Annotated in this window: 21 protein-coding genes, 1 tRNA gene and 1 pseudogene; 14 read left to right on the top strand and 9 right to left on the bottom strand. The window is 64.9% G+C overall.

Annotation, left to right across the window (positions count from 1 at the left end; translation table 11 throughout):
• Position 1 precedes the first annotated feature (1 nt).
• Entirely contained in the window at positions 2 to 397 is a 396-nt protein-coding gene (locus MUO32_RS16300; protein ID WP_257949411.1) for a hypothetical protein, read from the top strand.
• Here MUO32_RS16300 and MUO32_RS16295 read toward each other — a convergent pair.
• Positions 388 to 837 carry a DoxX family protein gene (locus MUO32_RS16295; RefSeq protein WP_257949410.1) on the bottom strand — a complete coding sequence of 150 codons (450 nt, stop codon included), beginning with the start codon at positions 835 to 837 and terminating at the stop codon, positions 388 to 390. The two genes, MUO32_RS16300 and MUO32_RS16295, sit on opposite strands and share 10 nt — an antisense overlap.
• A gap of 181 nt (positions 838 to 1,018) precedes the next feature.
• Between MUO32_RS16295 and MUO32_RS16290 the strand changes: the two genes are divergently transcribed.
• Positions 1,019 to 1,318, top strand: a complete 300-nt coding sequence (locus MUO32_RS16290) for a SelT/SelW/SelH family protein (protein ID WP_257949408.1) — start codon at positions 1,019 to 1,021, stop codon at positions 1,316 to 1,318.
• Positions 1,319 to 1,383: 65 nt separating this feature from the next.
• On the opposite strand, the gene MUO32_RS16285 is transcribed toward MUO32_RS16290, so the two are convergent.
• Positions 1,384 to 1,758, bottom strand: a complete 375-nt coding sequence (locus tag MUO32_RS16285; protein WP_257949407.1) for a BA14K family protein — start codon at positions 1,756 to 1,758, stop codon at positions 1,384 to 1,386.
• Positions 1,759 to 1,907: 149 nt separating this feature from the next.
• Here MUO32_RS16285 and MUO32_RS16280 point away from each other — a divergent pair, with 149 nt between their 5' ends.
• The 4 genes from MUO32_RS16280 to gdhA all read left to right on the top strand — a co-directional run bounded on the left by MUO32_RS16280 (position 1,908) and on the right by gdhA (position 6,288).
• Positions 1,908 to 3,338 carry a phosphomannomutase gene (locus tag MUO32_RS16280; RefSeq protein WP_257949406.1) on the top strand — a complete coding sequence of 477 codons (1,431 nt, stop codon included), beginning with the start codon at positions 1,908 to 1,910 and terminating at the stop codon, positions 3,336 to 3,338.
• An 82-nt stretch (positions 3,339 to 3,420) separates the two neighbouring features.
• Positions 3,421 to 3,507 (top strand) — tRNA-Leu (locus MUO32_RS16275).
• Between the two features lie 183 nt (positions 3,508 to 3,690).
• A complete protein-coding gene (locus MUO32_RS16270; RefSeq protein ID WP_257949952.1) occupies positions 3,691 to 4,842 on the top strand; it encodes an HPP family protein in 1,152 nt (383 codons plus the stop codon).
• 93 nt (positions 4,843 to 4,935) lie between these two features.
• Positions 4,936 to 6,288 carry an NADP-specific glutamate dehydrogenase gene (gdhA, locus tag MUO32_RS16265; protein WP_257949405.1) on the top strand — a complete coding sequence of 451 codons (1,353 nt, stop codon included), beginning with the start codon at positions 4,936 to 4,938 and terminating at the stop codon, positions 6,286 to 6,288.
• 17 nt (positions 6,289 to 6,305) lie between these two features.
• On the opposite strand, the gene MUO32_RS16260 is transcribed toward gdhA, so the two are convergent.
• The gene (locus tag MUO32_RS16260) at positions 6,306 to 6,821 is read right to left on the bottom strand and encodes a hypothetical protein (RefSeq protein WP_257949404.1); all 516 of its coding nucleotides are present in this window, start codon (positions 6,819 to 6,821) and stop codon (positions 6,306 to 6,308) included.
• Positions 6,822 to 6,958: 137 nt separating this feature from the next.
• Positions 6,959 to 7,384 carry a nucleoside diphosphate kinase regulator gene (gene rnk / locus MUO32_RS16255; RefSeq protein ID WP_257949403.1) on the bottom strand — a complete coding sequence of 142 codons (426 nt, stop codon included), beginning with the start codon at positions 7,382 to 7,384 and terminating at the stop codon, positions 6,959 to 6,961.
• Between the two features lie 345 nt (positions 7,385 to 7,729).
• On the opposite strand from rnk, the gene MUO32_RS16250 reads away from it, so the two are divergent.
• Together MUO32_RS16250 and MUO32_RS16245 are read left to right on the top strand one after the other, a co-directional pair.
• A complete protein-coding gene (locus tag MUO32_RS16250) occupies positions 7,730 to 8,320 on the top strand; it encodes a carbonic anhydrase (protein WP_257949402.1) in 591 nt (196 codons plus the stop codon).
• Between the two features lie 14 nt (positions 8,321 to 8,334).
• Complete coding sequence (locus MUO32_RS16245; protein ID WP_257949401.1) at positions 8,335 to 8,736, top strand: DUF488 domain-containing protein; 402 nt, start codon at positions 8,335 to 8,337, stop codon at positions 8,734 to 8,736.
• Here the strand turns inward: MUO32_RS16245 and MUO32_RS16240 are convergent.
• A complete protein-coding gene (locus tag MUO32_RS16240; RefSeq protein WP_257949400.1) occupies positions 8,733 to 9,572 on the bottom strand; it encodes a LysR family transcriptional regulator in 840 nt (279 codons plus the stop codon). The two genes, MUO32_RS16245 and MUO32_RS16240, sit on opposite strands and share 4 nt — an antisense overlap.
• 108 nt (positions 9,573 to 9,680) lie before the next feature.
• Between MUO32_RS16240 and metB the strand changes: the two are divergent.
• Together metB and MUO32_RS16230 are read left to right on the top strand one after the other, a co-directional pair.
• A pseudogene (gene metB, locus MUO32_RS16235) lies at positions 9,681 to 10,863 on the top strand (cystathionine gamma-synthase).
• A 19-nt stretch (positions 10,864 to 10,882) separates the two neighbouring features.
• Complete coding sequence (locus tag MUO32_RS16230; protein ID WP_257949399.1) at positions 10,883 to 11,581, top strand: 5-formyltetrahydrofolate cyclo-ligase; 699 nt, start codon at positions 10,883 to 10,885, stop codon at positions 11,579 to 11,581.
• Here the strand turns inward: MUO32_RS16230 and MUO32_RS16225 are convergent.
• The 3 genes from MUO32_RS16225 to MUO32_RS16215 all read right to left on the bottom strand — a co-directional run bounded on the left by MUO32_RS16225 (position 11,551) and on the right by MUO32_RS16215 (position 14,631).
• Positions 11,551 to 12,816, bottom strand: coding sequence for an MFS transporter (locus tag MUO32_RS16225; protein WP_257949398.1), 1,266 nt, complete (start codon positions 12,814 to 12,816; stop codon positions 11,551 to 11,553). The two genes, MUO32_RS16230 and MUO32_RS16225, sit on opposite strands and share 31 nt — an antisense overlap.
• Positions 12,813 to 13,490, bottom strand: coding sequence for a FadR/GntR family transcriptional regulator (locus MUO32_RS16220; RefSeq protein WP_257949397.1), 678 nt, complete (start codon positions 13,488 to 13,490; stop codon positions 12,813 to 12,815). The genes MUO32_RS16225 and MUO32_RS16220 overlap by 4 nt, the downstream gene beginning before the upstream one ends.
• Positions 13,491 to 13,599: 109 nt before the next feature.
• On the bottom strand, positions 13,600 to 14,631 hold the full coding sequence (locus tag MUO32_RS16215) for a proline racemase family protein (RefSeq protein WP_257949396.1): 1,032 nt from the start codon (positions 14,629 to 14,631) through the stop codon (positions 13,600 to 13,602).
• An 89-nt stretch (positions 14,632 to 14,720) separates the two neighbouring features.
• Here MUO32_RS16215 and MUO32_RS16210 point away from each other — a divergent pair, with 89 nt between their 5' ends.
• The 4 genes from MUO32_RS16210 (at position 14,721) to MUO32_RS16195 (ending at position 18,208) form a co-directional block, all read left to right on the top strand.
• Positions 14,721 to 15,482, top strand: a complete 762-nt coding sequence (locus MUO32_RS16210; protein ID WP_308311298.1) for a GntR family transcriptional regulator — start codon at positions 14,721 to 14,723, stop codon at positions 15,480 to 15,482.
• 191 nt (positions 15,483 to 15,673) lie between these two features.
• A complete protein-coding gene (locus tag MUO32_RS16205; RefSeq protein ID WP_257949395.1) occupies positions 15,674 to 16,372 on the top strand; it encodes a GntR family transcriptional regulator in 699 nt (232 codons plus the stop codon).
• 121 nt (positions 16,373 to 16,493) lie between these two features.
• Entirely contained in the window at positions 16,494 to 17,456 is a 963-nt protein-coding gene (locus MUO32_RS16200; RefSeq protein WP_257949394.1) for a dihydrodipicolinate synthase family protein, read from the top strand.
• A 119-nt stretch (positions 17,457 to 17,575) separates the two neighbouring features.
• Positions 17,576 to 18,208: a LysE family translocator gene (locus MUO32_RS16195; RefSeq protein ID WP_257949393.1), complete on the top strand. Its 633-nt coding sequence runs from the start codon at positions 17,576 to 17,578 to the stop codon at positions 18,206 to 18,208.
• 48 nt (positions 18,209 to 18,256) lie between these two features.
• On the opposite strand, the gene MUO32_RS16190 is transcribed toward MUO32_RS16195, so the two are convergent.
• Positions 18,257 to 19,294, bottom strand: coding sequence for an Ldh family oxidoreductase (locus MUO32_RS16190; RefSeq protein ID WP_257949392.1), 1,038 nt, complete (start codon positions 19,292 to 19,294; stop codon positions 18,257 to 18,259).
• Between the last annotated feature and the right edge of the window lie 116 nt (positions 19,295 to 19,410).

Genomic DNA, 19,410 nt, shown 5'->3' with positions numbered 1-19,410 from the left:
CATGGAACCGTCTAACCCGCACATCTTGATCGCCGAACGCGAATTCCTGATCGCACTTGAGGCGGAATATCTGATCAAGTCGGCGCTCGAGTGCCGCATAACGCTGATTCGGCCGGAACAGCTCGACCAATGGGATTCGGCCATGCTGGCCGACATCGATCTGTGCCTGCTCGACGTGCCGCTCGACGCGACGCAGATCACCGCCCGTGTCGAGCGGCTGATCGAGGCGCGTGTGCCGCTGTTGTTCACGACGGTCGCAGACATCAATGTCGGGGACATCGTCGGCTTCGAGGTCATTCCGATCGTGCGAAAACCCTATGAGGGCGAGAGTTTGGTGGCGCTCGTCGAGGGGCGGCTGCGGCAAAAGCCGCAACCGCCGCAGAAAGATCAGAACTGACGGCCGATCTTGGCGTCGACCGAATGGCTGTTGGCGCCGCGCACGGCGAAGAAGAACAGGATCAGCGTCCACAGGATCGACTTCTCCGCGCCGCCAAGGCCCTCACCCTGCACGATGCCGTGGAAGTAAACGGTAACGGCAAGCACGATCATCGCGGCGAAGGACGCCGGGCGCGTGAAGAGGCCGATGGCGATCAGGATACCGCCGAAGAATTCGGTGGCAGCCAGCAGCGGCGACCAGAGAGCGCCCGGATAGAAGCCGAGGCTTTCGACCATGCCGCTGGCGCCGAAGGGGTTGAGGATCTTGCCGTAACCATGGGTGACGAGCAGCAGTCCGGTTGCGACGCGCAGGATCGTTTCCGCACTTTCCGACAGCTTGGAGTAAAGGCCGCCGAGCGAGGGGATGATGAGGCGCGGGCGATTGGTGGCAAGCTCTGTCATGATGGCTCCTATGGGAATGTTGCAGTGCACCACGTCTCCTCCAGGAAACCGGCTGCGACAAGATGTCCACCGACAAAACTTGATGAATTAAGTTGACATTTCCGTGAAGTGACCGCGTGCAGGCGGCGTGCCAAGGCAGGCGCACTGCTGTATGCTTTCGGCAATCGATCAGGAGGTTGCCATGTCCGCAGAAAAGCCGCGTGTTTCCATTCTCTATTGCACCCAGTGCAACTGGCTGCTGCGCGCGGGCTGGATGGCGCAGGAGCTGCTGTCGACGTTTTCCGACGCGCTCGGCGAAGTCGCGCTTCTTCCGGGCACCGGCGGCAATTTCGAAATCCGCGTCAACGATCAGCTGATCTGGGAGCGCAAGCGCGACGGTGGATTTCCGGGACCGAAGGAACTGAAGCAGCGGGTGCGCGATATCATCGAGCCCGGCCGCGACCTTGGCCATACCGACCGCGCCGACCAGACGCCCGCCTGAAATGAAGAGGGCCTGAAACGAAAACGGCGGGCCGAAGCCCGCCGTCCGTTCGAACCCGCTCGCGATCAGCGATAGGGCGAGTAGCACATCCGGTAGACGCCACCGCCGGCATGGTAGCGGTTGGTATAGGGGTCATAGGTCCGGTACCGGTTCGAGCACCAGCGCACATGCGCGTTGCGCCCGCCGCCATAGTAGCGGGGCCGTTCGTAGCGCGGACGGTAGTAGCGGCGCTCATAGCCGTAATACGGGCGATGATGGCGGCGATAGTAGCGCGGGCGCTCGCAGCCATAGCCGACGCAGAACTCCACCTGCGCCTTCTGCACGTCGCTTGTCGTCTGCACCGGTACACCAAGCGGGACGGCCTGGGCCGCTCCCATGGGCGCGATTGCGGAGGCGATGCCCATTGCGCAACCGAACACGAGATTTCTGATCTTCGACATGTGATCCTCTCTAGTTCCTGCGGGATTTCTCCCTGTCACGTCCCTGCTTTGCATTACGTTCACGCATTTTGTTTTATTCATGGTCGCGCGCGCACCCTTTAGAGGGATTTATCGCGGCGCGGCCGATCCGCAAGAGACAGAGGTGTTGCATGAGCCTGAAATTCGGAACCAGCGGCCTCAGGGGGCTCTCGGTCGATCTGGAAGGCCCGGCGACCGCCCTCTATGCCACCGCCTTTGCCCGCCATCTGCTGGCTGCCGGCATTGCCCGGCCCGGTGACGAAATTCTCGTCGGCCGTGACTTCCGGGCCTCCAGCCCCGCGATTTCGGCAATCGCCATTGCGGCCCTGCGCAGGGCCGGCCTTACCCCCCGGGACTGCGGCACGCTGCCGACACCGGCGCTGGCATTGCTCGGCCTCGCCCGCAAAGCGGCCAGCCTGATGGTGACGGGCTCGCATATTCCCGCCGATCGCAACGGCATAAAATTCTACCGGCCGGACGGCGAGATCGACAAGGCGGACGAGGCGGCAATCACCGCTGCCGCCGAGGCGCTCCGCAGCGAGGGCACCATCTTCGACGCGGCACAGGAGACGGCCGAGGACCTTCATGAGACGGCGATGGCGCTTTACGGCGCGCGCAACCGCACGCTGCTGCCGCAAACCAGCCTTTCGGGCCTCCGGGTCGGGGTCTACCAGCACTCTACCGTGGCGCGTGATCTGTTCGTTGACGTGCTTGCCCATTACGGCGCCGACGTCGTCGCGCTCGGCCGTTCGGAAACCTTCATCCCCGTGGACACCGAAGCCGTCTCGCCGGAGACCGTCGCGCTCCTGCAGGGCTGGGCCATGCAGCACGGCCTGCACGCCATCGTCTCCGCCGATGGCGACGGAGACCGGCCGCTCGTGGCGGACGAGACGGGAACGCCTGTCCGTGGCGACCTGATAGGCCTCATCGCCTGCCGCTTCCTGGGGGCGACCGCAATCGCCACCCCCGTCACCTCCAATTCCGGTATAGAGGCGGCCGTGGACGGCAGCGTGCTGCGCACCCGCGTCGGCTCCCCCTTCGTGATCGCCGCGATGAACGAGGCTGTCGCGGCCGGCGAAACGGCCGTCGCGGGCTTCGAGGCGAATGGCGGCACCCTGACGGCGACACCCTCTGCCGTGAACGGCCACACGCTCGTCCCCTTGCCGACGCGCGACAGCCTGATGCCAATTCTGGCCGTGCTGGCCCTCGCCGCCGCAAAAGAGAAGCCGCTCTCCATCGTCGCTGCCGGCTTCGCTCTGCCGGCTGCCGCAAGCGACCGGTTGGAAAACTTCCCCGTCGAAACGAGTGCGGCCCTGATGGCCGAGCTGCGCTCTGGCGCCGAACCGCTCGCCGCCTTCCTCGCACCCATCGGCGTGCCGCAGACGACGAGCGATATCGACGGGCTGCGCGTAACGCTGGAGGACAAAAGCGTGATCCACTTCCGCCCCTCCGGCAATGCGCCGGAAATGCGCTGCTATGTGGAAGCCGCCGACGAGCCCGCTGCCGCAAGCCTTCTTACCGCCGGACTCCAGCGCATCCGCGACTGGGCACAAAGCCGATAAACAAGCTTTTCGCCAAGCCGTTGCAAAAACTTCAAAAAGGCTGTTGACACCGACGGGCGCTCCTTCTACATCGCTCTCCGTCGCCCAGATGGCGGAATTGGTAGACGCGCCAGCTTCAGGTGCTGGTACTCGAAAGGGTGTGGAGGTTCGAGTCCTCTTCTGGGCACCAAATTCCCCGCTCCATTTACCAGGAGCGTCGTCAAAAAAGCCCGGCCCAGCCGGGCTTTTTTGTTGGCTGATGCAGCCGCCCCTTCGCTTTCGGCAAAACAGAATCTTCCCGATGCACCCTTGCGTCACGGACCTGTTGGGCACATAAGCCTTAAAAATAATCATCTGCCTTTCCAAGATCAGGATCATCGTGGCCCCACCTCAACACGATGCCCAGAAAACGGGCATTCTGTCCAAGTTCCGGCTCTTCTCCCCGATTCTCGCCGGTGCCACGCTTAGGGAACGCCTGATCGGCTGCCTCGGCGCCCTCATCGGCATCTGCCTCACCGGCCTCGTCAGCGGCTTCTTCATGGGCCAGGATCCGCACCTGCCGCTGATCGTCGCCCCCATCGGCGCCTCCGCCGTCCTGCTCTTCGCCGTGCCGGCGAGCCCGCTTGCCCAGCCCTGGTCGATCGTTGGCGGCAACACGATTTCCGCCTTCGTCGGCGTCACCGTCTCCACGCTGGTGCGGGATCCCGCCATCGCCATCGGCCTTGCCGTGGCGCTCGCCATTCTCGTCATGTCGCTCACCCGTTCGCTGCATCCGCCGGGCGGAGCGGCCGCGCTGACGGCTGTCATCGGCGGAGCGGCGGTCGCTCGCGCCGGCTTCTGGTTCCCCATCGTGCCGATCGGCATCAATTCGCTGATTCTCGTCCTGCTCGGCGTGGTCTTCCACCGGCTTGCCGGCCGGCAATATCCGCACAGGCAGGCCGTCGCCGCCGTCAACACCCACAAGACCGCCGATCCACCGGCCGCCTTGCGCGTCGGCTTCAATACCGAGGACATCGATACGGCAATCGCCAGCCTCAACGAAACACTCGACATCAGCCGCGCCGACCTCGACATGCTCTTGCGGCAGGTCGAAATGCAGGCGTTGCTGCGCCAGCGTGGCGATCTCACCTGCGCCGACATCATGTCGCGTGACGTGGTGACGGTGACGGCGGGCGCCAGCGCCGCCGAGGCGCGCGCGCTGCTGCTCGAGCACGATATCCGCACCCTGCCGGTGCTGGACGCCGAAGGTCGTCTTCTCGGGACTGTCGGTCTGCGCGAGCTTGCCGCCACGGACCTTGCCGCAGCGCTTCCCGTCTCGCCGGCAGCGACGGCGAAGCCAACGGATCCGGCGATCGGCCTCGTGCCGCGCCTGACCGACGGCACCATCCATGCCGTCGTCGTCACCGACGAGACGAACCGCGTCATCGGTATCATCTCCCAGACCGATCTTCTGGCGACGCTTGCCAAAAGCCTCTCCCAAACCGGCCCGGCGGGCCTGATGGGCGGGTACGGACAAGGAATCTGATCCCATGCAAAGACGATGTCACCGCGGGCTGACCGGTGTGAAGCCGGCAGCCCCCTTCCAGTGATCTTGAGGAAAGACGAAAGGAGTGTCGCCATGGCGACTGTCGACGAGAAGCTTGAACCCATCCTGGCCCAGGTGCTGCAACGCAACCCCGCCGAGCCGGAATTCCACCAGGCCGCCCGGGAAGTGCTGGAAAGCCTCGGCCTCGTCGTCTCCAAGCACCCCGACTACCTGAAGGATGCGCTGATCGAGCGCATCTGCGAGCCGGAACGCCAGATCATCTTTCGCGTGCCCTGGGTCGACGACAAGGGTCAGGTGCACATCAACCGCGGCTTCCGCGTGCAGTTCAATTCGGCGCTCGGTCCGTACAAGGGCGGCCTGCGCTTCCACCCCTCGGTCAATCTCGGCATCATCAAATTCCTCGGCTTCGAACAGATCTTCAAGAACGCGCTGACCGGCCTGCCGATCGGCGGCGGCAAGGGCGGCTCGGACTTCGACCCCAAGGGCCGTTCCGAGGGCGAGATCATGCGTTTCTGCCAGTCCTTCATGACCGAGCTGCACCGCCATCTCGGCGAATATACCGACGTGCCGGCCGGCGATATCGGCGTCAGCGGCCGTGAGATCGGCTGGATGTTCGGCCAGTACAAGCGCCTGACCAACCGCTTCGAGGCCGGCGTCTTCACCGGCAAGGGCCTGAGCTACGGTGGCTCGCTGGTGCGCAAGGAGGCGACCGGCTACGGCGCGGTCTACTTCACCCGCGCCATGCTGGAAAGCCGTGGCACGGATTTCGAAGGCAAGAAGGTTACCGTATCGGGCTCCGGCAATGTCGCCATCTATGCGATGGAACAGGCGATCAAGTACGGCGCCAGGGTCATCGCCTGCTCGGACAGCTCCGGCTACATTCTCGACGAGGACGGTATCGACCTCGGCCTCGTCAAGGAAATCAAGGAAGTGCGCCGCGAGCGCCTTTCGGAATATGCCCGCGTGAAGAAGGGGACGCATTTCATTCCCTCCGGCAAGGGCTCGATCTGGGACGTGCCCTGCGAGGTGGCCCTTCCCTGCGCCACGCAGAACGAGCTGACCGGCAAGGACGCCAAGACGCTGATCAAGAACGGCGTGATCGCCGTCGCCGAGGGCGCCAACATGCCGTCCACCCCGGAAGCCGTGCGCGCCTTCCAGGAGGGCGGCGTGCTGTTCGGCCCCGGCAAGGCGGCGAATGCCGGCGGCGTCGCCACCTCGGCACTGGAAATGCAGCAGAACGCCAGCCGCGACAGCTGGAGTTTTGAAACCGCACGCGAACGCCTCGGCCAGATCATGCAGGGCATTCACGATCGCTGCGCCGAGACGGCAGAGGAATATGGCGCCAAGGGCAACTACGTGCTCGGCGCCAACATTGCCGGCTTCATCCGCGTGGCCGAAGCCATGCGCGCGCAGGGCGTGATCTAACGGGCTTCGCCCGGTTTTCAGGCAGCGGACGGCCCTGGACCTTGTCCGGGGCCGTTTTCGTTGGCGGCGACGAAAGCCTGCCCGAAGCGACCGCCGGCAACAAGCCGGATGCGCGGGCGCTCCGGCTCGGGCGGTACAGCCATGACAGCGGCCGGCTGAAACAGCACCTTTTCCAGCACGATCCAGTCCCGCCGGCCCTCCGGACGGTCGAAAGCCATGGATTGGCCTTCACGCAGGCCCAGCAGCGCCAGACCATAGAAGGTCGTGACCGGCAGGAAGGCGCCACCGGGTACGTAGGTGCCGGGCAGGCACAGTGTGCGGGTATCGGAAAGCCCGCTGGCGCAGCGGAAATTCACGCGCGCATCGATTGTCGCGAGATCTGCGGGCATGCCGCCTTCCGCCGTCAGTCGACGGCTGGAAAGCTTGCGCCGCAGCAGCGTCAGCCATTCTTCCGTCAAGGGTGGCCAGTCAGCCGCCATCTTTTCCAGCACATAGCCGTCGCGCATCGTCAGTAGTGCGGGATCCTGTCCCATCGTCATTCTCCATTTTGAAACCATGGTGGAGAAGCCCCCTGGCCGCGCCTGCGGCACAGGGGGTCACGATCCTGCGACGAGGCAGCCTCCGATGCGCCCGGACATGGAAAAGGACAGGAATTTCATGGCCGCAAGCCTCAGGAAGCGCGAGCGGTTTCGGGCTGGGCCGCGTGCACGGCGATCATGCTGAGCCGCCGCACCCGGCCGTCGCGCGCCGCCCATTCGATGGACTGGCCGGCGGACAGACCAAGCAGCGCGGCGCCGACCGGCGTCAGCACGGAGATACGCTGGCGGGAAATGTCGGCATCCCCGGGGAAGACGAGCTCGGCAGTCTGCGGTGCTTCGTCATCGATGCGGAACTCGGCAAACGAGCCCACGCGCATGATGCCCGGCGCCATGCGCGCGTCGTCGACGATCTTTGCCCGGTCGAGTTCGGCGGCGAGCTGTTCGGCGGCGTGCGGATCGCGCTCGGCCAGCATATCGGCGAGGTTGGACAGGCGCTCGTGTTCGGAGCGGGCGATGGTGATGGCGGGCCGGCGCCCGCTCTTGGTCTTAACAGTCATGGAAACCTCGCATACGGGTCACGCGGCCTCAAGGGCACGCGGACAATCAAAATCTGGGAAATGTGTGTCGCGCTTTACGGCGCGGTTACGTTCTAGAACGAAACCGCTATTGCCCCACGGTCGGGGCGCGACGCGACCAAACCGAGGGGCTAGTGTCCTGCGAGAGGAAACAACCGTTTCAGAAACCGGGCAAGGGAGGGCATCGTCGTCATGCCCTATGATGGGACAAGGGCGGCGGCAAAGTCAAGCACGGCTTAATGGCAGGGCCTCTGCGGCAGACCTCCGGTTTGACAGATGGCATCTGCAGGCGGATAGGTCCCCCACCTGCAACAGCGGAGCCAAGTGATGATCGAAGACCTTTTTGCCAGAAACCGGGCCTGGTCCGACGAGCGCAAGTCGGAGAAAGCCGACTATTTCGAGCATCTGGCGCAGCTGCAGCAGCCGGACTATCTCTGGATCGGCTGTTCGGACAGCCGCGTGCCGGCCAATGTGATCGCCGGACTGGAGCCGGGCGAGGTCTTCGTGCATCGCAATGTCGCCAACCTCATCCACGCCACTGACCTCAACATGCTGTCCGTGGTGGAATATGCCGTGCACCAGCTCGGCGTGAAACACATCATCATCTGCGGGCACTATGGCTGCGGCGGCGTGCGCGCGGCCGTCAGCGGCGAGCGCTTCGGGCTGATCGACCATTGGCTGCAACCAATCCGCGACGTCGCCGACCGGCGCTTCGAATGCCGGGAGTGCGGCGCGTGGAGCGACGACGACCTCGACCGGCTGTGCGAGACGTCCGTCGCCGTGCAAGTCGAGCGTCTTGCCCGCACGCCGACGCTGCAAGCCGCCTGGCAGGCCGGCCGGGACGTTTCCATCCACGGCTGGGTCTATGGCTTGAAGGATGGACTGCTTTCCGATCTCAAGTGCACGGTGTCTGGCTAGCAGGGAGGCAAGCGATGCCCGTACGGATCAAGCGTGTCTATGCGGAACCGGAAGCCGACGACGGTGAGCGCATCCTCGTCGACCGGCTCTGGCCACGCGGTGTTTCCAGGCAAAAAGCCGCGTTTGCGGAATGGATGAAGGACGTCGCACCCTCGACGGAACTGCGCAAATGGTTCGACCACAAGCCGGAGCGCTGGGCGGAGTTCCAGACGCGCTACCGGGAAGAGTTGAAAGACAATCCTGCCATCGACGACCTCAAAAAACGCGCCGCCAGCGGCACCGTGACGCTGCTCTACGGCTCGCGCAACACGCAGTTCAACCATGCGGCCGTACTGGCTGACGTTCTGCTGGAAGTGCTGCAAAAACAATATAATAAAGTATTTCCGGCGGGCCGGATTTCACCGGAATTGCTCTAGGGGCGTTCGCCCGCCGCGAAGCGCAGGCCCTCCCGCAGGCGCGGCAGCATGGCCGGGTCGGTCTTTTCCGAGGAGACCAGATAGGCGGGATAGGCGAAGGCGGGGCTGTTCGGCACGATTTCCAGCCGTCCAACCTCCAGATGCGGGCGGATGAACCCCTCGCGGAAATAGCCGGATCCCCCGACCGCCAGGATATAATCGAGTGCAAGCGGACCATAGCTGACGGACACCGCCGGATTGGGCCGGTCCGGGAAAGCGGCGCGAAGGCTGGCCGAGAAATCCTCGCCCCAGTCGATGCCGACCGGATCCTCCTCGGCCGCCGGAGCCGTCGTGCGGGCGAGCACCAGCCGCTCTTCGAAGAGCAGTTCGGCGACGAGGCCCGGGCGGCGGGGCGCGCCATAGAGCACTGCCGCATCGATCGCCCCCTCCGCGACCTGGGCCATCAGCCGTTCCGCCGTTTCGATGACCGTACGCACCGCGATATCGGGGCACGCCCGCCGCATCCACAGCAGCCAATGCTTCAAAAGCGGGCTCCACAGGCTGAGTTCGGCGCCCAACGTTACCATCCCGGCGCGGCCGGGCGGCAGCGCGACCGTGCCGCGCGCCGTTTCCCACACCTGCACCAGGGTGGCGGCAAAGCCATAGAAGCGCTCGCCCGCCGCCGTCAGCCGCGCGCCCGCCTTGTTGCGCACGAAGACCGGGCGTTCCAGCTGTTCCTCGAGCACGCGGATACGCGCACTCACCGCCGTCTGCGAGATATGCAGGCTCTCCGCCGCGGCGACGAAGCTGCCGGTCTTCACGACTTCCAGAAAGGTGCGGGCGATGGCGATGTCCATGGAGCGCAGAATAACCGCAAATTTCTTGCTGGAAAACAGCAATAGAATTCATTTGTCAGCGCAGCGCCGGAGCGGCATTTTCCACCCTGGAACAGGGAGCAGATATCGATGTCCGAGCGAACGGCAATTGAAGTTCAACCGGAAACCATTGCCGCAGCGCATGGCGTGGCGAGCGACACCGCCTTTGGCGCGGTCGTGCCGCCACTCTACCTTTCCAGCACCTACCGGTTTCCCGATTTCGACACGCCGGGCGCCTATGACTATGGCCGCGTCGGCAACCCGACGCGCGACATGCTGGGTGAGGCGATCGCCAGGCTGGAGGGCGGTGCCGGGGCGGTACTGACGCCGAGCGGCATGGCCGCCGTCGACCTCCTCATCAACCGATTGCCGGTCGGCAGCGCGGTGCTGGCCCCGCACGATTGCTACGGCGGCACGATGCGCCTGCTGAAGACGCGCGCCGCGCTGCAGCAGATCACGCTCCGGCTGGTGGACCAGTCGGATCTCGACGCGTTCAAGACAACGCTCTGGGACCACCCGGCGCTGGTACTGATCGAGACGCCGAGCAATCCGCTGATGCGCGTGGTGGATATTGCCGGTCTTTCCGCTCTCGCAAAAGCCGCCGGTGCGCGCGTCGCCGTCGACAACACCTTCCTTTCCCCCGTATTGCAGCAGCCGTTGGCGCTCGGAGCCGACTATGTGTTGCACTCGACGACGAAATTCCTGAACGGCCATTCCGACGTCATCTCGGGTGCGGTCATTGCCGCCGATGCGGGTGAGGCGCGGGCCTTGAAACATTGGGCCAATGTGACGGGCGCCATCGCCGCGCCCTTCGATTCCTGGCTGACGCTGCGCGGTCTGCGCACGCTCTTTGCCCGCATGGCGGGACAGGAAAGGAATGCGATGGCGATTGCCGAACGGCTGAGCGGCTGAGCGGCTGAGCGGCCATGCCGCCGTTTCCCGCGTGCACTATCCCGGCCTTGCCGATCATCCCGACCATGCGCTTGCCGCAAGACAGCAGCGGGGTTTTGGTGCCATGATGAGCTTCGAACTTGCCGGCGGCGTGCCGGCCGTGCGGCGCTTCGTGCGCAACGTCGGAGCCTTCACGCTGGCCGAATCGCTCGGCGGCGTCGAAAGCCTCGTGGCGCATCCCGCCACCATGACCCATGTGGACATGGGGCCCGAGGCACGCGCCAAGGCGGGCATCAGCGACGGGTTGCTCCGGCTCTCCGTCGGGCTCGAACATATCGACGACCTCACGGCCGGGCTCGAAAAGGGTCTTTCGGCCTGCTGAGACGTCGAAGGAGGATGCGATGGCAGACGACGACACTCCCGCCACCTTCGCCTCGCCGGCCTGTTTCCTGCACGAGATCGATCCTGCCTATGCCGGCCTTCCGGGGCCGCTCGACCTGCAAGCCTGGACGGATGTGAACCGCTGGCGCAAGGCCGAACGGGAGCGCCTCATCGCCAAGCGCCTCGCCATACCGGCGATGGAGCGCCTTGCCCATGGTCAAGCCATTGCGGACCGTGTGCTGGACGAAATCGGCGATGTCGCGGGACGCATTGTCAGCGCTTACTGGCCGTTTCGCGGCGAGCCGGATTTTCGACCCTTCCTCGAAGCGGTTTCGGCGCGCGGCGGGCGGACGGCGCTGCCGGTCGTCGTGGAAAAGGGGCGGCCGCTGGAATTCCATCTCTGGCAGACGGGCGAGGCGCTTTCCCGCGGTGTCTGGAATATTCCGATCCCCGCCGAGCCGCGGCCCTGCCGGCCGGATATCGTCATCTCCCCCGTCGTCGGCTTCGACGCGGCCTGCTACCGGCTCGGCTATGGTGGCGGCTTTTTCGACCGGACGCTGGCGGCCATGACGGAAAGACCGCGCGTCATCGGCATCGGCTATAACGGTTCGCGCATCGCGACCATCTATCCGCAACTGCACGATATAGCCATGGATATCGTCGTTACCGAAACAGCCGTCGTGCGTCCTCAGGTCTCCACCGTGCGTGCATTGACATAGAGCGCCCGGCCGGCAAACCAGCCGTTGACGGCCGCGCCGAGACCGAGCAGCACGAAGAGCACCGCGCTCCAGGCGAAACTGCCCGTCCATCCCCGGATAAGACCGACGACCAGCGGACCGATGGCGGCCAAGAGATAGCCGACACATTGCGCCATACCCGAGAGATGGGCGGCCACGTGGGTATCGCGTGTGCGCAGCACGATGACGGTCATGGCCACCGCAATCAGCCCGCCCTGCCCGATACCCTGCAGCACCGCCCAGATCCAGACCGACCAGAGCGGCGCGAAGAGCAGGCCGAGCAGCGCCACCACGGCAAAACCGCAGAGCACGACATTGATCAGCCGCTGGTCTTTTCCCCGCACGGCGATATGCGGCGCGACAAGGCAAGCGCCGGCCTGCACCATGACGGACATCGAGACGATGGCGCCGGCCGTGACCCCATCGAGCCCGCGTTCGCGCAGGATCGGCACCAGCCAGCCGAAGACACAATAGGCGAGCGCCGATTGCAGGCCCATGAAGAGCGTGACCTGCCAGGCCAGCCGATCGCGCCACAGCCCTTCCACCCGAAAACCGGCACGCTTGGCCTGTTTGCGGGTGGCCAGCACCTGCGGCAGCCATAGTAATGCCACGAGCACGGCCGGCAGCGCCCAGACCGCGAGCGCGCCATCCAGCGAACCGCCAAGCGCGTGCTCCAGGGGCAGCGTCAGCCCGGCGGCACTTGCCGCGCCGGCGCAGAGCGCCATCGTGTAGAAGCCGGTCATCAGCGCCGCCCTGTCGGGAAAATCGCGCTTGACGAGACCGGGCAGCAGCACATTGCCGACCGCGATCGCGCCGCCCGCAAGCGCCGTGCCCAGGAAGAGCAGCGGAATGGAGGAGAGGCCGCGCAGGGCCGTACCGAGCGCCACCAGCACGATGACGGCGAGCAAGGTGCGCTCCGTGCCGATGCGCTGGGCGAGGCGGGGCGCAAGCGGCGAGAACAGGCCGAGGCAGACGACGGGCAATGTGGTCAGAAGGCTGGCGCCGGTGGAGGACAGACCGAGCACGTCGCGAATTTCCGGCAAAAGGGCCGAGGCGCTGGAAAAGACCGGGCGCAGGTTGAAGGCGATGAGCACGAGGCTCGCACCGAGCAGGACACGCGCCATCGCGCTTTTCGGCCGGTGCGGCTCGGGTGCGGGCACACTGTCGGCTTCGGCGTCGATCAGGTCGATGGCGCCGGGATCGTTGGGAAGGGTCATGAAAGAAGCAACATGTCGAGAGCAGTGAGGACGGGGGCCATGAAGCGGCGCACGGCGGCATCAGCCCGGTCCGGTTCGCCGCTTTCGATGGCATCGACGATGGCGGCATGCGCGGCCATGTCGGGTTCGGGAAGATCGTCTTCGAGGGTGGCCGCGATGGTTTCGGCAATCAGCGTGGAGAAGAATTCGTACATGCCGACAAGCACTGCATTCTGCGAGGCGGCGATGACCGCCTTGTGGAAGGCGAAGTCGCGGGCGATGAACGCCGCCTGATCCTTGCCTCCGGAATGGCCGCGCTCGGCCAGCAGGGCGCGAAGCCCGACGACCATCGTCGGCGTCTGGCGCAATGCCGCAAGCCTTGCCGCCTCCACATCGAGCGCAAGCCGCGCCTCGAACTGGTCGCGCAGGCCTGCGCGCCGCGCCATGGTGAGCGGGCGCGTCGTATCGGCCGTCGAGAGCACATAGGTGCCGGAGCCCTGCCGTGTCTCGATATAGCCCTGCGAGGCGAGCACGCGCACCGCCTCGCGCACCGTGCCGCGGCTGACGGCGAGCATGGCCGAGAGCGTCGCCTCGTTCGGCAGCTTTTCGCCGACCGTCCAGCGGCGGGCGAGGATTTCCGTACGGATCGCATCCACGGCGGTGTCGGCGAGATTTGTTTTGTTGAGAGAGCGCATCGGATAAGTCATAAAATCATCGGATGACTTTATGACTACTGCTTCTTCGCGATATCGTCAAAGACATTCTTCCCGGCGCGCCACGGAGCGCGCCGGGAAAAGCAAAACGTCACTGCTTGCGCGGCCAGGTATCGGCGAGGCGGTAGCCGGCAGGCCATGGATCATCGGAATCCAGCATCACCTGGCTGGTGCCGGTGATCCACGCGCGGCCGGAGATTTCCGGCACGATGGCCGGGCGACCACCGACCGTGGTTTCGCCGACGATGCGGCAATCGAAGCGCGAATCGAGGATCGAATAGCCGGAGAAGCTTTGGCCGATCTTGATCTGGCCGCGGGAATGCAGCACCGCCATGCGGGCCGAGCAGCCGGTGCCGGTCGGCGAGCGGTCGAGCTTGGCCGGCTGGATGACGACCGTGTTGCGGCCGTGCAGCGCGCCGTCGCGCTCCTCGACCGGCAATGTCAGCTGGCAGAAGGAAATGTGGTTCCATTCCGGGTTTTCCGGATGGGTGAAGCCGAGCTGTTCATTGGCGGCCTTGGTGATGCGGATGCCGGTTTCGGCCAGTTCCCGCGCCTCATCCGGCGTCACGGCAAAGCCGAGCGCACGGGCGTCGGCGAAAACGAAGCTGTCGCCGCCATAGGCGGTATCGACGGTCAGCGTGCCCAGGCCCTCGACTTCCAGCTTGGCATCCAGCTTGTCGGCGAAGGAGGGCACGTTGGTGACGGTGATGCGCTCGGCCTTGCCGTTGCGGCAGGTTGCCACGACGTTGACGAGGCCACCCGGCGCTTCCAGCACCATATGGGTTTCCGGCTCGACCATCGGCACGATGCCGCTGTCGAGCAGCACGGTGGACACGCAGATCGAGTTGGAGCCGGACATCGGCGGCGTATCCTCGGGCTCCATGATGATGAAGCCCATCGTGGCGCGCGGGTCCTTCGGCGGGACGAGCAGGTTGATGTGGCGGAAGACGCCGCCGCGCGGTTCGTTCAGCACGAAGTTGCGCAACGTCTTGTCTTGAGCGATGAAATTGCGCTGTTCCCACAGCGTTGCCCCCGGCGGCGGTGCCACGCCGCCGACGATGACGTCGCCCACCTCGCCCTCGGCGTGGCAGGAGACGATGTGAATGACCTTGCTGCTGCGCATGTCTCTCTCCGATGTCTTGATGTTTCGCGGGATGCAGGCTGCGCATCGACGCGGTCGAGCATTCATAGAAAAATTGGATCCAATATACAATGCTGTTTTCGAAAGGTGGACGAAACAGTCGCTCGGTTGCCCCCTCGCCGGATTCCGCCTATGACCAGAACCTCGGTTTTCAGGGGTTGGACGTGATGAAATTTGCTGCCGTCGATGTCAGGCAGGCCGCTTCGGCGGCCGACATCGTCTATGAGGCGCTGCGCAAGGCGATCATCGAGGGCGAGATCGCCGAAGGGGACAGCCTGCGCCAGGAAGAGATCGCGCAGATGTTCAACACCAGCCGCATCCCCGTGCGCGAGGCATTGTCGCGGCTGGAGCAGCACGGTCTCATCACCACCCAGCGCTACAAGGGCGCGGTCGTCGCCGGCCTGTCCATCGAGGAGATCGACGAGATCTTCGAGTTCCGCGCCCTGATCGAAGCGGAAGTCATGCGGCTTGCCGTGCCCAATCTCGACCGTGCGACGCTGGACAGGGCGCGCGGCTACTGCGATGCCTTCGACCGGGAAACCGACCCGCACCGCTGGGGCGAGATCAACCGCCAGTTCCACACCACCCTCTACGAGGCGGCCCGCCGCCCCTATTATCTGCAGAACGTGCAATCCTCGCTCGACCGCATCGACCGCTATCTGCGCGCGCAATTGACCTTCACCAACGGCGTGCCGCGCGCCGGCCGCGAACATGAGGCGATCCTGGCCGCCTGCGAAAAGGGCGATGCCGATCTCGCCGCGCGCCTGACGCGTGACCATATCCTCGACGCAGGCCGCTCGCTGATGACGTTTTTGCGCAAACATCGGGGCTGAGCGTCTCATCTTTTTTGACCGAATGCAGGGCGGGATTTTCCCGCCCTTTCTGTTTTCTGTCGGCAAAGCGCTGGAATTGCAGGAATCTCGCCTGTCGGAGACTTGACGGCGCTTTTACCAAAAGGCTCCTTTAAAACGATTGATAGCGCGGGCAGAGAATTGTATTTCTTTTGTCGACAAGAGGATTTTCCATGACCGAAACCGATTCCCTGCCCGAGCGTAAACGCGGCTCCGGCGTCAAAATGGTCTACGACCTGCTGCGCGACGAGATTCTCGACCTGAAGATCGCGCCCGGCAGCCCGATCGACGAGGTGCAGCTGGCCGAGCGATTCAAGATGTCGCGCACGCCGATCCGCGAGGCGCTGGTGCGGCTGGCCGGCGAAGGGCTGATCGAGACCCTGCCGAACCGCTCGACCATGGTGTCGAATATCGACTTCATGAACCTCCACACCTTCTTCGATGCGCTGGTGCTGATGTACCGCGTGACGACGCGGCTCGCTGCGCAGAGCCACCGGCCAGAAGACCTCGCCGTCATCAGGGGGTTTCACGAGGACTATGCGGCAGCGCTCGCCGCGCGTGATTCCCTGACGATGATCGCCACCAACGCCGCCTTCCACGCGTCGATCGCCGAGGCTGGCCGCAACCCCTATTTCACCAGCCTGTTTCGCCGGCTGCTCGACGAGGGTCGGCGCATCCTGCAGCTCTATTATCAATCCTACGAGGAACAGTTCCCGCAGCGCTTCGTCGATGAACATGCCGCCATCATCGCGGCCATCGAGGCGCGCGACATCGACGAGGCCGACCGGCTCGGCAAGGCGCATGCCGAGGCGATCGTCGCCCAGGTGCAGAAGCTTTTCAGCCGCAATGACAGGCTCGATATCGCCCTATAGTCGACGTTGTATTTTTCTTGTCGACAAATAAAATGCAAGATGCTATACCCAAAATCAGAGAGGGGGAGGCCTGAGGCATCGTGCCGGCTGACCACCCGACGAGTTGCCAAAGGAGACCGATATGAAGGCCAAGATTTTTTCCGGCGTCATCCCCGCCCTGATGACCCCCTGCAAGGACGACCGCACGCCGGACTTCGACCAGCTGGTGCGCAAGGCAGAGGAACTCATCGCCAAGGGCATGTCCGCTGTCGTCTATTGCGGCTCGATGGGTGACTGGCCGCTGCTCACCGACGAGCAGCGCATGGAAGGTGTCGAGCGCCTCGTGAAGGCCGGCATCCCGCTCATCGTCGGCACGGGTGCGGTCAACACCGCTTCGGCCGTCGCCCACGCTGCGCATGCCCAGAAGGTCGGCGCGCAGGGCCTCATGGTCATCCCGCGCGTCCTGTCCCGCGGTTCCGTCGTTGCCGCCCAGAAGAACCACTTCAAGGCGATCCTCTCGGCTGCCCCGGACCTGCCAGCCGTCATCTACAACAGCCCCTATTACGGCTTCGCCACCCGCGCCGACCTGTTCTTCGCGCTGCGCGAAGACCACAAGAACCTTGTCGGCTTCAAGGAATTCGGCGGCGCTGCCGACATGCGCTATGCGGCCGAAAACATCACCAGCCGCGACGATGACGTCTCGCTGATGATCGGCGTCGACACCTGCGTCTTCACCGGCTTCGTCGATGCCGGCGCCGTCGGCGCCATCACCGGCATCGGCTGCGTGCTGCCGAAGGAAGTGCTGCACATGTGCGCGCTTGCCCGGGCTGCCGCCAAGGGCGACCCGGATGCCCGCGCCCGCGCGCTGGAGCTGGAATCGGCGCTTGCCGTGCTCTCCTCCTTCGACGAAGGTCCGGACCTCGTCCTCTACTTCAAGCACATGATGGTGCTGAAGGGCGACAAGGAATACACGCTGCACTTCAACGAGACCGACGCGCTTTCCGACAGCCAGCGCGGCTATGTCGAAAGCCAGCTGAAGCTGTTCGACACCTGGTATGCCGAATGGAGCAAGCTCCCCGGCGCCGTGCAGACCTACAAGGCCTGATTGGCCCTCCTCTCTTTTCCGCGACATGAACGCCGCCCGCAGCCGACGCTGCGGGCGGTTTTCGTTTGCCGCAGGCGCTCGGTTCTGCGACGGTCGCAGGACAAACGAGAGGAACCGCAATGCCTTCCCTGGATGTGCTGCTTGCCTTTGCCGTCACCACGGCGATCTTCGCCTTCATTCCCGGCCCCGCGATGCTTTACGCCGCCGCCCGGACGATGGCGGGCGGTCGCGCGGCGGGCCTGATGGCGGTGTTTGGCATTCATCTGGGTGCCTACGCCCATATCATCGCGGCTGCGGCCGGGCTTTCGGCGCTGTTTCATGCCGTTCCGGTCGCCTATACCTGCGTCAAGCTCGCGGGTGCCGCCTATCTGATCTGGCTCGGCATTTCGCTCTTCCGCTCGACGGACGCACACGAGGGCGACACGGCAGGTGCGGCGCCGAAGGGCGGGCGACGGGCTTTCGCGCAAAGCGTCACCGTCGAGATCCTGAACCCCAAGACGGCGATCTTCTTCCTCGCCTTCCTGCCGCAATTCGTCGACAGCGGCGCCGGCCTGCCGATCTGGGCCCAGCTCGCCATTCTCGGCACGATGGTCAATCTGATCTTCACTTTCGCCGACGTCGTCAGCGTCCTGCTGGCGGACGTGATCCTCGCGCGGCTGAAGCGGTCGAGCGGCGTGCAGTCCCTCGTGCGCAAGGCGGGCGGGACGGTGCTCATCGGGCTTGGCGCCCATCTCGCCCTGCAGAAGGGCTGAGAACCGCGGCAACAGCGCCGCCGCGGTTCCGTGCAGGTCAAATATACGTCAGGCGATCGCGTCGAGGCCGAGAGCCAGCAGGCGGTCAAGCTGCTCCGTCTCGGCGGCCGTCAGCGTGACGCCATTCGTTTCGGATGCCTTGCGGGCCACGAAACGGCGCTGCGAGGGCAGGCGGGCGCCGCCGCCGACGATGGCTTCGAAGAGCACTTCGGCGCGGGCGAAGGGATCGCCGGGGCGGCCCTTGGCGAAGGCTTCCGGGGACATGGCGATGATCAGTTCGCCGTGGAAAGGGGCGAGCGTCGTGGTGCCGAGATAGTCGAGCACTTCCGGGCTCGTCAGGTCGCCGATCATGATGCCGGCCAGAAGCTCGATCATCGTGCCGATGGCGGACCCCTTGTGGCCGCCGAAGGGCAGCATGGCGCCGGCGAGCGCCGCTTCAGGGTCGGTCGTCGGGTTGCCGTCGGCGTCGATCGCCCAGCCCTCGGGAAGCTGTTTTCCGGCGCGGCGGTGCAATTCGATCTCGCCGCGAGCGGCGACCGAAGTGGCGAAGTCGAAGACGTAAGGAGAACTGTCCTTGCGCGGCCAGCCGAAGGCGAAGGGATTGGTTCCGAGCAGCGGCTTGTTGCCGCCAGTGGGGGCGACCGTCGCGTAGCTCGGGCACATCACGAGGGCGGCAAGGCCTTCATTCGTCACGGCCTCGACCTCCGGCCAGAGCGCGGAGAAATGGGTGCAATCGTTGATGACGAGCGCTGCGATGCCGAGTTTGCGGGCGCGCTCGGCAAGCACGGGAACGCCGAGTTCGAAGGCCGGGTTGGCGAAACCGCCGCTGGCATTGACCTTGACGATGGCCGAACCCTCGTTGCGATCCAGAACCGGCACCGCATCCGGCTTCACCTTGCCGGCCTTGACGGTGCGCAGCGCACCCTCGATGCGGAAGATGCCGTGCGATTTGCAGGCATCTCGCTCACCGGCAACGATGACGCGGGCAAGTGCTGCGGCCTGCACATCATTGAGACCGCCCTTGCGGAAGATGGCCTCGACGCGCTCATGCAGGTCGGCAATCGTCAGGGTGGAGGTTTGCGTCATTTTTCGTCTCTTCCGCTGTGCCGACCGCGACAGGTTGGCGATTGAACATTTGCATACATAGAGTATACAAGATTTCGACAAGTGCAATTCGCTCCGCAAGTGTCTATGTCGGGGGC

Source organism: Shinella sp. CPCC 101442, assembly GCF_024704725.1.
Lineage (GTDB): Bacteria > Pseudomonadota > Alphaproteobacteria > Rhizobiales > Rhizobiaceae > Shinella.
Note: the sequence above shows the minus strand (reverse complement) of the source record. Positions and strands in the feature narration are given on the sequence as shown.